The organism is Streptomyces spirodelae, from assembly GCF_017676385.1.
GTDB classification, from domain to species: Bacteria; Actinomycetota; Actinomycetes; order Streptomycetales; family Streptomycetaceae; genus Streptomyces; species Streptomyces spirodelae.
Window position 1 is genome coordinate 356,743 of record NZ_JAFFZN010000004.1, and the last position, 14,321, is coordinate 371,063.

The 14,321-nt window shown below is 68.0% G+C and carries 9 protein-coding genes and 3 pseudogenes; 7 read left to right on the plus strand and 5 right to left on the minus strand.

Going from position 1 to position 14,321, the window contains the following annotated elements; all coding sequences use genetic code 11:
- Window positions 1-31 precede the first annotated feature (31 nt).
- On the plus strand, window positions 32-823 hold the full coding sequence (locus JW592_RS07495; protein WP_209264104.1) for a class I SAM-dependent methyltransferase: 792 nt from the start codon (window positions 32-34) through the stop codon (window positions 821-823).
- On the opposite strand, the pseudogene istB reads toward JW592_RS07495, so the two are convergent.
- Window positions 824-1,617: pseudogene (gene istB, locus JW592_RS07500) on the minus strand (IS21-like element helper ATPase IstB).
- A complete protein-coding gene (istA, locus tag JW592_RS07505) occupies window positions 1,614-3,248 on the minus strand; it encodes an IS21 family transposase (RefSeq protein ID WP_209264105.1) in 1,635 nt (544 codons plus the stop codon). Before istA ends, istB begins: the two are co-directional and overlap by 4 nt.
- Before the next feature lie 726 nt (window positions 3,249-3,974).
- Here istA and JW592_RS07510 point away from each other — a divergent pair.
- Window positions 3,975-5,255: a glycoside hydrolase family 18 protein gene (locus tag JW592_RS07510; protein ID WP_209264106.1), complete on the plus strand. Its 1,281-nt coding sequence runs from the start codon at window positions 3,975-3,977 to the stop codon at window positions 5,253-5,255.
- 171 nt (window positions 5,256-5,426) lie between these two features.
- On the opposite strand, the gene JW592_RS07515 is transcribed toward JW592_RS07510, so the two are convergent.
- A complete protein-coding gene (locus JW592_RS07515) occupies window positions 5,427-5,585 on the minus strand; it encodes a hypothetical protein (RefSeq protein WP_209264107.1) in 159 nt (52 codons plus the stop codon).
- A 175-nt stretch (window positions 5,586-5,760) separates the two neighbouring features.
- Window positions 5,761-6,436 (minus strand): annotated as a pseudogene (locus JW592_RS07520) (carbohydrate ABC transporter permease); the annotation flags it as partial.
- 487 nt (window positions 6,437-6,923) lie between these two features.
- Between JW592_RS07520 and JW592_RS32635 the strand changes: the two are divergent.
- The 5 genes from JW592_RS32635 (at window position 6,924) to JW592_RS07545 (ending at window position 13,763) form a co-directional block, all read left to right on the plus strand.
- Complete coding sequence (locus tag JW592_RS32635) at window positions 6,924-7,385, plus strand: FtsX-like permease family protein (RefSeq protein ID WP_229375301.1); 462 nt, start codon at window positions 6,924-6,926, stop codon at window positions 7,383-7,385.
- Between the two features lie 343 nt (window positions 7,386-7,728).
- Window positions 7,729-8,562 (plus strand): PIG-L family deacetylase, encoded by an 834-nt coding sequence (locus JW592_RS07530; RefSeq protein ID WP_209264108.1) that lies wholly within the window; start codon window positions 7,729-7,731, stop codon window positions 8,560-8,562.
- 940 nt (window positions 8,563-9,502) lie between these two features.
- Window positions 9,503-11,359, plus strand: a complete 1,857-nt coding sequence (locus JW592_RS07535) for a protein kinase domain-containing protein (RefSeq protein WP_209264109.1) — start codon at window positions 9,503-9,505, stop codon at window positions 11,357-11,359.
- A gap of 178 nt (window positions 11,360-11,537) precedes the next feature.
- Entirely contained in the window at window positions 11,538-11,750 is a 213-nt protein-coding gene (locus tag JW592_RS07540) for a hypothetical protein (RefSeq protein WP_209264110.1), read from the plus strand.
- Window positions 11,751-12,452: 702 nt separating this feature from the next.
- Window positions 12,453-13,763 carry a serine/threonine-protein kinase gene (locus tag JW592_RS07545; protein WP_209264111.1) on the plus strand — a complete coding sequence of 437 codons (1,311 nt, stop codon included), beginning with the start codon at window positions 12,453-12,455 and terminating at the stop codon, window positions 13,761-13,763.
- A 352-nt stretch (window positions 13,764-14,115) separates the two neighbouring features.
- Here JW592_RS07545 and JW592_RS07550 read toward each other — a convergent pair.
- Window positions 14,116-14,321 (minus strand): annotated as a pseudogene (locus JW592_RS07550) (hypothetical protein); the annotation flags it as partial.

The window sequence follows — 14,321 nt, forward strand, 5'->3', positions numbered from 1 at the left end:
GCCGGAGCCCGCGCTTCGTCAGGGTGGACCCATGACTGTGGGATTCAGTGGCGACGTTGCCGAGTACTACGCGAAGTTCCGGCGTGGCTACCCGCCTCAAGCTCTCGACGCGCTGCAGACGGCCTTCTCACTGACCACGGACGACATCGTGCTCGACCTCGGGTGCGGGACCGGCCAGCTGGCCATCCCGCTCACCTCGCGGGTCGGCTCAGTCATCGGCATGGACCCGGAGCCGGACATGCTCCGGTTTGCCAGGGACACAGCCGCGAGCTGCGATGTGCACAATGCGACATGGGTCCTCGGTGCCGATAGCGACGTCCCTGTGCTCAGCGAGCTGATGGGCCAGCGGTCGCTGGCGATGGCGGTCATGGGACAGGCACTCCACTGGATGGACCATCAGGAGCTCTTCCGTGCGCTGTTCCCGCTAATCCGTCCTGGAGGAGGCATCGCGGTGATCGCCAACGGAACGCCACTGTGGCTGCAGGACACCGAGTGGTCACGAGTGCTACGGACCTGCCTGGAAGGCTATTTCGGCACGAAGCTGAAGGCGTCCTGCGGCACCGGCGCATCCGACCGGGACCGCTATGCGCAGGCACTGGAGGCCGCCGGCTTCGAGGGTGTGCACGAGAGCGTGATCACATACAGCGATGAGCTGAGCTTCGACCAGCTCATCGGCGGGGTCTACTCGGCGATCCCCGCCGATGAGCTGCCCGGGCCGGACGCTCGGCCGGCGTTCGCGGAGCGGATTCGTCAGTCGCTTCCGCCGGACGAGAACTTCACGGAGGACGTCACGGTCTCCGTGCTCGTGGGCCGAATGAGGTAGTCAACTGACGTTGGCCTCCGATGTTCGTGCGCGGGTGGTGGCGAGGCGGTAGGAGTCGGTGCCTGTTTCGATGATGGTGCCGTTGAAGGCGAGGCGGTCGACGATGGCCGCGCAGAGTCGGGGGTCGGTGAAGGTCTTGGTCCAGCCGCCGAAGGACTCGTTGGAGGCGGTGGCGACGCTGTTCTTCTCCTCGCGTTCGGTCAGGACCTGGAAGAGGAATTCGACGCCGTGGCCGTCGAGTTCCGTGTAGCCGAGTCAGTCGATGCAGAGCAGGTCGACGCGGCCGTAGCGGGCGATGGTCTTGTTCAGCTGCTTCTCGTCGGCGGCCTCGACCAGCTCGTTCACCAGTTTCGTGGCGAGGGTGTAGCGCACCCGGTAGCCCTTCATGGCGGCTTCGGTGCCCAGCGCGATGAGCATGTGAGACTTGCCGGTGCCGGAGTCACCGATCAGGCAGAGGGGCTGGCCCTTCTTGATCCAGTCGCAACTGGCGAGGGTGTGGACGGTGGCCGGGTCGATGTTGGGGTCGGCGTCGAAGTTGAAGGCGCGCAGGGACTTCTCTCTGGGGAAGTTGGCGGCCTTGATCTGCCGTTCCGAGCGGCGTCGGTCGCGGTCGTCGCACTCGGCCATCAGGAGTTCGGCGAGGAACCCGCGATAGGTCATCCGGTCTTTGACCGCCTGGTCGGCGATCTCGGAGAACACGCCGCGGATCGAGGGTAGCCGCAGCATGCGGCAGGGGTGTCGATGGCGGCGTCGGCGGCCTGCTCGGTCAAGCCTCGCTGGCGGGGCAGGGTCACTGGGCTTCTCCCTCACGGTGGTCATCGCCGCTGGTGCGGCGATGGTGAAGCAACTGGTCGTAGGCGGTCACCGAGGGCAGGGGCCTGGTGTCCGGGGGAAGATGCGCCAGGCGCCACTCATGCAGGGAGGTCACGGTCGCCGCCGGCTGGCCTGCGTGGGTGTGCATCGGGGGTGTCGTGGCGGGTTCGTTCTCTGCCTGGGCGGCTTCGCGGGCTTCCAGTGCGACGGCGTCCGCGGTCAGTGCGTCGGCACGCAGTGCGGCGGCCAGGCCCGCGACGATGTGTTCGTGGGGCAGGTGGCGGCCCAGCAGCAGCACCTCGATCAGGGCTCGGGTGCCGTCTCGCTCGCCGTGGACCTTGCGGGCCTGGGCCCACCAGGCGTCGTGTATCGGGGTAAATCTTCCCGCTGAGCGGGCTTGCTCCAGCGCGGTCGCGGGGAACGCGCCGGGTTTGCGGACCAGGGCTTCGAGGTAGTGGTCCAGCTCCAGGTGGCAGCCGCCTTTGGCGATGAGCCGTTCGTGTCGGGCCACTTCGACGTTTTGGTCGTAGACCACCAGGTGAGAGGCGTGGAGGACTACACGTACTCGTCGGCCGATTAGGCGGACGGGGACCGAGTAGCGGTTGGCCCATACCGGGATCTGGCTGTAGCGGTCGACCCGCGGGGTGAAGATCCGGCACGTCTCGAAGGGCTCTTCGGGCAGCGGCATCAGCAACGGTCGCTCGTCCACGAAGTACTCGCCCACGGTCGTGGGCCGGGCGTCGATGCGGCGGGCGTCGTCTTGCCGGTCCCACTGCTCGACCAGCTCGTTCAGCTCGGCGAGCGAGTCGACCTCGGGGACGGGGACGAAATGGTTGCGGCGGAAGTAGCCGATCTGGCCCTCGACCCCGCCCTTCTCGTGGGCGCCCTCGATGCCGGGCCGGCAGTAGAAGCTTTCGATGCCCAAGTGTGACTTGAAGGCGATCCAGCGATCCGATTCCACCCGGGCCCGCTTCAGCCCCAGCACCTGGGCGACGGCCGCTTTGAGGTTGTCGTAGCGCACCTTGCTGCGGGGGACGCCGCCCAGTGTCCGCAGCGCGTGCACGTGTCCTTCGAAGAAGGCTTCCTGACCGCAGGAGGCGAACACTCGGTGGACGGCCTTGCCGGAATACGACAGCCGGAGGGAGAAGAGGTAGCAGATGACCAGCTCGCCGGCCAGCCGCACCGTCACGTCGCCGAAGTCGACCTCGGCCTCCATGCCCGGCGGGTGGGTCTGCGGGATGAACGCCTCCAGCGGCGCCTCCCCCGATTCGACCAGGATCTGTGGCTTCCGGACGGCGACGTAGCGGCGGACCATGCCGTAGGAGACATCTGCAGCGTGCTCCTCGATCAGCCGGTGGAAGATCCGGGTGACGGTGTGCCGCTGCTTGCGCGGAGCGTCCAGATCCGCCCGCAAGATCGCGTCGATCACCGGCTTGAACGGGTCCAAGGAGGTCTCCCGGGGTGGGAGCTTCTTCCGCGGCTCCGGCCAGGCCGCGTCCAACGCCTTCCGCACCGTCCGCCACGTCACACAGTGCGTACGCTCCAGCTGCCGCATCGACATGCCGCCACGGTGGTCACGCCGGATCGCCGCATACAGCTCGACCTTCGACATCGGCGGCGTGACCAGGACGTTTCACCGGGAGCATCTCGATGCTGCCCCGGCAAGCACCCAGGTGCCTCCCAAACTCGTGAACATTACCCGACCGTGGACCAGGACGCCTCCCAAACCCGTCAACAACCGACTTCACAACTCGCGAACAAAGCCAGTCACCTACTCGGCAGCGAGTGGAAGCATCGATGCGGGGAAACTGGAGCTGCTTCGTGTCACAGGCAGCCGTACTGCCACCCCGCTCCCTTGACCGGGGCTACCGGGCGGGCTCGCCGCGCCGTTCGGGCGAACCTCACCGCTGGCCCCGACCACCCGGTGAGGGGATGCCCGGCGAGGCGGCTCATCGGTGGCGCCTCCCGTGACCGTCACCGGCCGCACCAGCGTCGACCACCTGCCGCAACGACGGGCCGAGGTCGGTCACCGGCGGGTCGCCACGACATCGGCCAGGGGGCCCACGGCCGGTGGCCGACAGCTGGGCAGAGTCGGAGAAGAGCGGTAGCGACTGAGGGTGAGTCGAGTCGTGCCTGAGCCGCGGCCGATCGGGCGCCGCCCGTCACCGCCGTACGGGCCACTCCGAGGCGGCGGACTGAACCGAACGGTGACCGCGGCCGTTGCTGGGGACGGTGCCGACAGCTGCTATCGGTCCGAACGATCGACGGACTGATCACGCCCTCCAGGGTTCCCAGGACGGACGACAGGCACCCCCAGCACCCTACCCGCGAGGTGACCATGCTCGGATCGGACAGAAGACAGGATCTCGACCCCTCCAGCGGCCAACGCCGTCGCGGCCTGTTCGCTGTCGTAAGCGCGTTGTGCGCGGCAGCCGTGGCCGCGGCCCTGCTCACGGTCAACACATCCGGCGGCAGCAGCGACCGGCCGGAACTGGCCTCGGCCGCGAGATCGTCGGCCACGGACAAGACGGTTGGGTATTTCACCAACTGGGGTGTCTACCAGCGCAATTACCACGTCAAGAACATCGAGACCTCGGGCTCTGCCGACAAACTCACCCACATCAACTACGCCTTCGGCAACGTCCAGGGCGGCAAGTGCACCGTCGGCGACAGCTACGCCGACTACGAGAAGACCTACACCGCAGCGCAGAGCGTCGACGGCAAGGCCGACACCTGGGACCAGCCGCTGCGCGGCAACTTCAACCAGCTGCTCAAGCTCAAGCAGAAGCACCCGGACCTGAAGGTGCTCTGGTCGTTCGGCGGCTGGACCTGGTCCGGCGGCTTCGGTGAGGCCGCCAAGAATCCCGAGGCTTTCGCCGAGTCCTGCTACAACCTGCTCAACGACCCCCGCTGGAAGGGGCTCTTCGACGGCATCGACATCGACTGGGAGTACCCGAACGCCTGCGGCCTCAGCTGCGACACCAGCGGCCGGAACGCCTTCACGAAGGTGATGAAGGCGCTGCGTGGCAAGTTCGGCGACAAGCTGGTGACAGCGGCCATCTCCGCCGACGCCACCAAGGGCGGCAAGATGGATGCCTCCGACTACTACAAGTCGGCCGCACAGTATGTCGACTGGTACCTGCCGATGACGTACGACTACTTCGGCGCTTTCGACAAGCAGGGACCGACAGCGCCGCACTCACCGCTGGAAGACTACGACGGGATCCCCAAGAAACTGTTCGACACCAAATCGTCCATCGCGGCGCTCATATGGAACGGAGTCCCTCCTGAGAAGATCCTGATGGGGCTCGGCTTCTACGGCCGTGGCTGGACGGGTGTGACGCAGAAGGAACCCGGCGGAACGGCGACCGGACCGGCTCCGGGCAAATACGAGCAGGGCATCGAGGACTACAAGGTCCTCAAGACCCGCTGCCCTGCCAACGGCACGGTCGGCGGTACCGCCTATGCACACTGCGGCAACGAGTGGTGGAGCTACGACACTCCACAGACCATCGGAGGAAAGGCCGACTGGGCCAAGAAGCAGAAGCTGGGCGGCACGTTCCTGTGGGAGTTGAGCGGTGATACCCGGGACGGAGAGCTGATCAAGTCCATCCGGTAGGGCGGAAACCGCCCGACGCGTCCCATGTGAGGCCCTGCGGGTTTGTACCGCGGGGCCTCTCGTCCGCCCCTCAGCCGCGCCCGCACCGGTTGAGCACAACCGACAGGGCCCTCACAGCACCGAGGACGTGATCACGGTGGTACCCCGGTGCCGCTCCGAATAGGCCCCGGCCTACAGCAGCGCGATGGGCAGCGCCGTCCCCCGTAGGAGGTGGTAGCAGCGCAGTTGGCCGACAGCGAAGCCGAGCGACAGCAGGCTGAGGCAGACGAGCGTGCCCCCGCCGGCGCCCGGCGAGCGAAAGGCACTGCAGGACGGCTGCCACGCCCGCAAGGCATGACTCTGTCGACTGGTCAGGCGCCAACCGGCAGCGGCGCAATGACTGTTACGTCGCCGGAGCGGGGCGCCACCGTATGGGGGTGGCGCCCCGCCTCATCGCTCTGCTGTTCGCCCGGAGAGGTCACCTCGCCTGCAGAGCACCTTCCTCTGCAAGCATCTCCACGTCATTTCACCGACCCGCCATCACGCCTGGAACGAAGTGCCGCTGGAAGGCGAAGAAGATCGCCACTGGCAGGGTCAGGGAGAGGAAGGCTCCGGGTGCCAGTACGGCGATGCTGTTGCCGAACTGTCGCATCTCCGATCGCAGGGCCACAGTCAATGGCTGCGACTGGCTGTCGGCGAAGATCAGGGCCACCAGCATGTCGTTCCACACCCACAGGAACTGGAAGCTCGCCAGGGATGCGATCGCCGGTCGTCCCAGCGGGAGGACCAGCCGGAGGAAGATCCGCCACTCGCTGCCGACCGTCCATCCGAGCGGCCTCCAACCTTTCGCGGGGGATTTCCGCGAAGTGGTTCCGCAGCAGGAAGACGGCGAACGGCAGCCCGTACGCGACGTGGAAGAGGACCACTCCGGGAATCGCGCCGAAGAGCCCGCCCGCGCCGAACATCGTGGCCACCGGCAGCAGGCCGACCTGGATGGGCACCACGAGCATGCCCGCCACGATCACGAAGATCCAGTCGCGGCCGGGGAACTCCAGCCAGGCGAAGGCGTATCCGGCCAGGGCCGCGACCACCACGACGGTCACCGTGATGGGCACCGAGATCAGCACCGTGTTCCAGAAGGCATCGACGATGCCCGAGTTGTCCAGCAGGGCCGAGTAGCCGTCCAAGGACAGACTACCGGGGTTGGTGAGGGCGTTCCACGAATCCCGGCAGTGGCGAGGACCAGGAAACAGCGCCTCGCCACGGCGCGCCCGCAGACGGTCGGCCGGAGGTGAGCGCGGCCTACTCAGGGGCCGAGACCAAGGCGCTGGTGCCCGGCCAGACGGACACGATCACGCTCCGCGGCCTCGGTATGCCCCGGGATCCCTACCCCCTCACCGTCGCTGACGGACGCGGCCCCCTACAGGTCCCACGAGGCGGTCGCTGGTCAGGGACTGCTCGATCTGCTGGACGTGGTCGGCGACTGGGTGCGGGTCACGGTCGGCGGCAACCCTTAGGAGCTGCATATAGTCGGGCGCAGCATCGAGCCGGAGGACTACGGCCGGGTGATCTCGACGACGCTCGACACACTGAGCGAGGGCGGCATCGCCCCGCGCTCCGGCTTCTATCACCTCGTGCTGGACGAGGATTCCGACCCCGCTGCCGTCGCCGCCGGGCTCTCCTCGGCAATTGAAGGGCGGGGCGGACGTACGGGAGATCCCCAACCCGGTACGCGAACTGTCCGCCGTGCACGGAGCGCTGGGCGGGCTGACCACCGTGCTGGCACTGATCGCGCTGGCCGAGCTGTCGACGACGATCGCGGGCGTATGGGACCGCCGCCGGGATCTGCTCGCCCTCAGAGCCATCGGACTGACGCCACGGCAGATCATGGCGGTGATCGTGGCCGGGACCGGCTTCACCGCCCTGGCCGACGCTCTCGTCGAAACAGCGGTCGGCACCCTCATATCGCCGCGGCTGATCGACTTGCAGGGCCGGTCCAGCGGTATCGGCGCCGGTGTCGCCCAGCAGCCGCCGCTCGCGGCGCTGCTTGTCCTGGCCGCCGCCGTGGTGGGCGCGGTCGCCGTTTCCATGCTCCCGGCCTCGCGCGCGGTACGGCAGCGGCTCGCGGACACACTCGGAGACTCGCTCTGAACCCTGCGGTTTGCGGTGATCATCGGGCGGCCGGGCCCGTGGGGGCGCGCCGGCTGGCGACCCCGAGAACACGCCGCCGAACGTGGCTCTCCGGGTAGAGCGGGCCCGTGCGCTGCAGGGCGACGCCATGTGAAACGCCGACGTCTGGGAGGGCCAACCGGCCGCGCCGGGAACAGCAGGTCCGGTCGGTGCTGTTGCATCTGCCGAGGCACCGGCGCCGCACGGGCGGGGGACATGGAGACCACAAGGTTGTCCGCTTGCCGGAATCCGGACCCCGGGATCGCGGTACGCCCGCGCACACTCGGACCAGAACGTATGTGTATTTGTCCAGGAGGACTGCTTGATGATTGACCGGCCCTTGACGCTCATGGCAGTGCACGCCCACCCCGACGACGAGGCCACCGGAACCGGAGGGGTCCTCGCGCGGTACGCGGCGGAGGGCATCCGCACGGTTCTCGTGACGTGTACCGACGGTGGTTGCGGTGACGGACCGGGGGGTGTCAAGCCGGGCGATCCGGGGCACGATCCGGCAGCCGTCGCGTTGATGCGCCGTCAAGAACTCAAGGCGAGCTGTGACGCCCTGAAGATCAGCGATCTGGAGATGCTGGACTACGCCGACTCCGGAATGATGGGCTGGCCGAGCAACGACGCCCCCGGATCGTTCTGGCAGACCCCTGTGGCGGAAGGTGCCGCCCGACTCGTGGAACTCATGCGGCATTACCGGCCTGATGTGGTCGTCACCTATGACGAGAACGGCTTCTATGGCCACCCCGATCACATCCAGGCGCACCGCATCACGATGGCGGCGCTGGAGATGACCGATCTGGCACCGAAGGTGTACTGGACGACGATGCCCCGCTCGGGGATGCAGCGGTTCGGCGAGATCATGCGCGAGTTCGGTGAGGACATGCCGGAGCCGGATCCTGCCGAGGCCGCCGCGCTGGCTGAGATCGGTCTCCCCGACGACGAGATCACCACGTGGGTGGACACCACCGCATTCAGCGGTCAGAAGTTCGACGCGCTGGCTGCGCACGCCAGTCAGGGCGAGAACATTTTCTTCCTCAAGATGGGCAAGGAGCGGTTCGGTGAGTTGATGGGCATGGAGACGTTCGTACGTGTCAAGGACGCCACGGGCGCAGCCGTGCCCGAGAACGATCTCTTCGCCGGGCTGCGCTGATCCACCCGTCCGACCGGATCCTGGGAAACTCCCCGTCCGAGCCGCGCAATCAAGCGCGTCACATACCCGGAGGATGCTCCGCAAGTTCTGCCTGGGCAGCCCACGACCAGATCCACGCCGGCGACGTCGCCCTGTGCCCGCGCACGCCCAGCGCCCAGAAGTTGTGGCGCCAGGCGCAGCTGCTGCGGCTGCGAACGGTCCTCGTCCGGTTCGAGTGACTGTGTGAGCACCAGGTCGGCGATGTCGCGCGGCTGCGCGAGCTCGGCGTGGAGCTGGTCGGGGGCGGTGATCGGATAGCACCGGGGGCTCTTCCTGGGCCGGTGCGGAGCGCCGCTGCGGGCCCGGAGCCGGGATCGTGGGCCCGTTCCGCTCGGTTCGCGGCTGCTCGGCGCTGTGGGGCAGGCCCGGTCCGGAGCGCCGACTCCACGGAGAAGTGGTGACCCGTCACGGTCCCCCGCCAGGGACTACGGAGGCGTCCGTGCGGGCACCGCACCCAACGTGACCGCTCTGGCCCCGCGGCTGCGGGACATCGTCTTCCTGCTGCGCCGCGAGGACATTGCTCCGGACTACGGACTACGTGCTGCTGGCCGAGCAGCTCCACACCTGGCAGCAGGGCGGCGGAGCCGACACCGTCCGCCGGAACGGGGCTCGCTCCTTCCACGCCCGGCACTTGCCCGCCCCCGGCGAGAACACCACCGCCGCTGCACCGGACACCGGTGGCTTTGTCGCTGAGACCCGGCTCTGGTCCACCCCGTGTGGAGCGGTGACGTTCGGTCAGGCCAATGGGACTCGCTTGCGAGGGAGTTCGGCCCCGCGCGGCCGAACATCTGGCGGGTTGGAGCTGCTCTGTGAAACCACCGGCACCCGTGGGCCGCCTCCACTAGCCTGACTTGTTGCTCGCGCGCCGTGTGGCGCCGGTGGCGAAGGAGGCTGTGCTGCTGTGCTGGCGCTGCGGGATCACGATCCGGAACGGATTGCGAGCTACCGGTTGCTCGGTCGGCTCGGAGAGGGCGGGATGGGCGTGGTGTACCTCGCCCGGTCGTCGAGGGGGCGGATGGTGGCCGTGAAGTCGATTCGCGCCGAGCTGGCGGCAGTCCCGGACTTCCGGACCCGGTTCGCCAACGAGATCACCGTGGCCCAGCAGGTCGGCGGGGAGTGGACGGCCGCCGTGCTGGACGCCGACCCGCACGCTGAGCGGCCCTGGGTCGCCACCGCCTACATTCCCGGGCCCACCCTCACCGATGTGGTGAACCGGCACGGCCCGCTACCGGAAAGGGCGGTGCGCGGCCTGGCATCCGGACTGTGTGAGGCCCTGGCCGACATCCACGCTGCCGGGCTCGCCCACCGTGATCTGAAGCCCTCGAACATCATGATCACCATCGACGGACCGAAGGTGATCGACTTCGGCATCGTGCGCGCGCTGGACGACCCGACCCGCGGCGGACTGACCTCCACCGGACTGATCGTGGGCACGCCCGGGTTCATGGCCCCCGAGCAGATCCGCGGCGAGCGTCTCACCCAGGCCAGTGACGTCTTCTCGTTGGGCGCTGTGCTCGCCTTTGCCGCCTGCGGGAACTTGGCCTTCGAGACGCCCGGGGGACAGGCGCACGCCATCATGTACCGGGTGGTGCACGAGGAACCGGACCTCACCGGCGTCCCGAACCCACTCCTTCCCCTCATCCGGGACTGTCTGGCCAAGGACCCGGCCGCCCGGCCGACCCTCGACGCGCTCCGGGCCCGAGAAGAGACGCGATACCGCCCCCTCGGGCCGTGGCTGCCGGCCGCCGTCCTGGCCCGGCTGGGGCAGGAGGCGGCACAACTACTCGAACGCGAAGACCCGCACACCCGGGCGACACCCGATGCCGCCCCGGCCCTGACGCCCCCACTGCCACAGGTGACCGTGACTGAGCCGACCAGCCCCGTCACCGCGCCAATCACCGTCCCCGACACGCCGCAGCGCCCGGCCCATCCCTCACGCGAGGACGAGCAGCCGCGGCGCACGCTGGCAGAGGAACGCAACGGGAGAAGGGCGCCGGGGCCCTCCCCCATCGCTGTGTACGTAGCACTCGCCCTGTACACCGCCGTGGCCGTGGGCACAGCCGCCGTAATCATGATCGGCCGAAGCGAGAACTTTCGGGGCTGGGGCACCGCGAACACCGCCGCCACATGGGGGTCACTTCAGGTCGTCTCCGGACTCGGTCTCATCGTGTGCTGGCTGATCTGGTTCGCCCAGGCGCGCGCCATCGCCGAGCACCTCGCCCCTGGACGGCTGCGATACCGCCCCTCCACGGCCGTCCTCGCCTGGTTCATCCCAGTCGGCAACCTCTACCTGCCCAAGCAGATCGCCAACGACATCTGGCACGCCTCCAGCCCACCTACCCGTCCCGGCGCAATGGCCCCGGGCGCCCGGCTTCACCTCTGGTGGGGTTTCTGGCTCGCCACCTTGCTGACTTGGCCGGTGTTCTGGGGGACGCTCAGATGGGATGAGATCGGCCTGGAGCCCATCTACGACCGATCGATGCAAGCACTGGATATCTATCCTGTGGAAGTAGTTGGGTATGATTTGGGGCTCATGGGGTATATGTCTGTAATTCTCCGCCTCTTTGTCGTTCCCGCCGCCGTAATGGCTGCCCGCTACATCCACGAGCTGACGGTAATGCAGCGAGCACGACTCATCGCCTCGGCCGCAATTGCCCCCGCTCCTCGCCGTCAGCCTGCTTGGCTGATCGCCGGGGAGGCGATCGTGGCCGCTGGTGCGCTCTGGTGCATTGGCTACCTTTGGAGTAAGACATGGTGATGCCGAGCCAGGAGAACCCGCAGCTGCGGCCGTATCGCTGGCTCTGTATCTAGGTGTCGGCTCTGGCTCATTTCTTGTGGTTCCGTACGCAAGATGACTGTTGATCTTCGTGTGACGTCGATTGAGGTCGCCCGAAAGTCGCCCGGCTGGAATGCGGTGTGGTCGGCAGTCCTTCGTCGTGAACGAAGTACTGCCGCAGCTGGACGAATTGCTGTTCCCCTCGATCGACGGTGTCACCGTGCAATCGGTCGAGGTGACCGACCGCAGCCGTCCGGATCGAGGCCTGTGCGACTTCCAGCCGGGCGGCCTGCCCGGGATACGGATGCTGGTCACGTCGAATACACGGCTCCTACCCGCGCCCTTAAGGTCCGCATACGAGTTCCGACGCTGATGCCGCAGAGCGGCTGACTGCGGCTTGGGACCGGGTCGAGGACCTGGCTTCGGGCGTACGCGCCGGCCTCTGCCGCGCTGCTGCGTCCTGCGGCAACTGCAGCCGACATTACGGCGGCTGAGGCGGTCATGGGCGTGGAGTTTCCGGCGTCGGCGGCGGCCTGGTACCGGATTCATGACGGTGTCCGCACGCACGTCCGCCAGCCGGGCGCGTGTTGCGGACCACCCCCGCTCGCGCGGGCAGCGTCTTCTGCAGGGAAGAGGAGATAACCGATGCCACAGGATTGGCAACACGGATGCCCCCATCCTGGCCGCTCCTACTGGGACCTGGTGGGCGGGCCGTTGGACGGGGCTGCTTTGCTCCTGGACGTGGCAGCCTGGCCGGCACCGAACGCGGTGGAATGGCCCGCGCCGTCCGCCAGCCCGGTCGCTTCGAGGTGCAGATCGGCCGGACCCTCCGCGAGGATGACCAGCGCCGCACCGCATGAGTCATGGCTGCAGCAGGCAGCAGGCAGCAGGACGCCTGACCAGCGGGTGTCTGTGAGGAGGCTGACCCGGGTCTTGCCCAGTGATGGGCACCCCCGGAGCCCTCTGCAAAGTCTTGGCCTCACATACCAGCCCCAGCGTCTACAACCTCATGACCCGCAACAGCTAGTCTCCGGCTTGACCCAATTGGCGTACTCGGCAGAGCAGGCGGGTGTTCATGACGACGAGGCAAGCCGGTGACGTGATCGGCGGGCGCTACCGGCTTGCCGCCGAGCTGGGGGCTGGAGGGTTCGGGCGAGTCTGGCGCGCCCACGACGAGACCCTGGACGTCGATGTGGCGATCAAGGAACTGCGACTGGTGCCGGGGATGTCCGAGGCCGACCACGCGGACCGACTCGCGCGTACCACACGCGAGGCCCGCAACGCTGCCCGGCTGCGCAGACATGAGGGCATCGTCACGATCCACGACGTGCTCGTGGAGGACGATCTGCCCTGGATCATCATGGAGTTGATTGACGGCCGCTCCCTGGGCGAGCACATCGAGGAGATCGGCCCGCTGTCGGTGGACAGGGCCGCCGACGTCGCCGTCTCGCTGCTGACGGCAATCGGCGCTGCACATGAGGAAGGCGTCGTGCACCGCGACATCAAGCCGGGCAACGTCATGCTCGCCGGAGACGGGAAGACGCTGCTCACCGATTTCGGCATCGCGGTCCACGACACGGACACCGTGCTGACCGCCACGGGGATGCTCGTCGGCTCGGCGGAGTACACAGCCCCCGAGCGCCTGCGCGGCGCGGACGGGCTCCCCGCCAGTGATCTGTTCTCCCTAGGAGCAACGCTCTACCAGGCCGTCGAGGGAGTCTCGCCATTTCGCCGCGCCACCCGCGATGCAACACTGGCGGCGGTATTGCTGGAGGAGGCCCCGGTGCCACAACGGGCCGGGCGACTCACCCAGCTCATCACCCGACTGTTGGACAAGGACCCGGACGCGCGGCCGACGGTCGCCGAGGCGCTGGCCATCGTCCGTGGGGAGCAGCCCACTCGGGTCCGGATCCGGCCGCGGGTCCACGTACAGCACGACACCAGGAGCCTTCCCGCGCCGATACCCACAACAAGCTGGGAGTACCGGACAATTGCGGTCATCATGGCACTGATCACCGCACTCGGTGTCCCGGGCCTCCCGGATGCCGGCCCCACATGGGAACGAGTCGAGCACGACAGCCGGGTAGTCATTGCCGTGTTCGACGTCCTCGCCAGCGGGCTGCTGTGCGCGAGCCTGGCCCAGTTGCTGCCGACGGCTGTCGGCAGGGCTGTCACCTTGCTCGCACAGGCCGCCGGCTTCGGCTTCGGCTGCTTCGCCGCCGGCTTCGCCGTCCACGGCGCCGCGAAGACGCTCCAAGCGGCGGATGTGATCGCACAGCAAGACGACGCCGCGACGGCCTCGCTGACCGCGCTCACCGTCGCCGTCCTCGTCGCGGCCGCACTGACCTGGCAGGGTAGGAGGCAGCGACGCCACGAGCCGCGCTAGCCCCGCATTGGCGGTGTGGACCAGACGGCTGTCAGCGGCTGGCTAGCACGCTGGCGGGTGGCAAAGGGGGCCGGGAGAGCGGTGCGCCGAACGTGCCGCAAGCCTGCGCCTCCCTCGGCCTCGCTGGCGGGTTACGACTGCTCCGTCGGAGTCCCCTCCGCGAAGAACGCGGCCCGCTTCAAGGACGGGTTGATGACCTCGAACGTGAGCGGCTCTAGGTGAGGTCGTTCATCTTGGCCAGATCGGTGGCGACCTCTCTGGAAGAGGTTGCGATTCCCCGGGTTGCGGGACTCGGGCTGGAAGGGGGTGGGCCGGCCCTGTGCAGGGGACTGGCCGACCCGGGTGCCGGGTGTCAGTAGCGTCCCAGCCACAGTGCGAGTAGGAGCAGGGTGCCTGTGCAGGTGGCCTTGATGGCTATGCGGGTCAGCTCATCTGCTGCGCTCCCCATCAGGCGGCGGGCCAGGAGGCGGGTAGTGCTGGGGCGTGTCTCCTGTTGAATGCCGAGTGGCGGTCCGGCGAGGTGGGTGTCGGTGTTCGGGTGACAATGGGAGCGCTTAG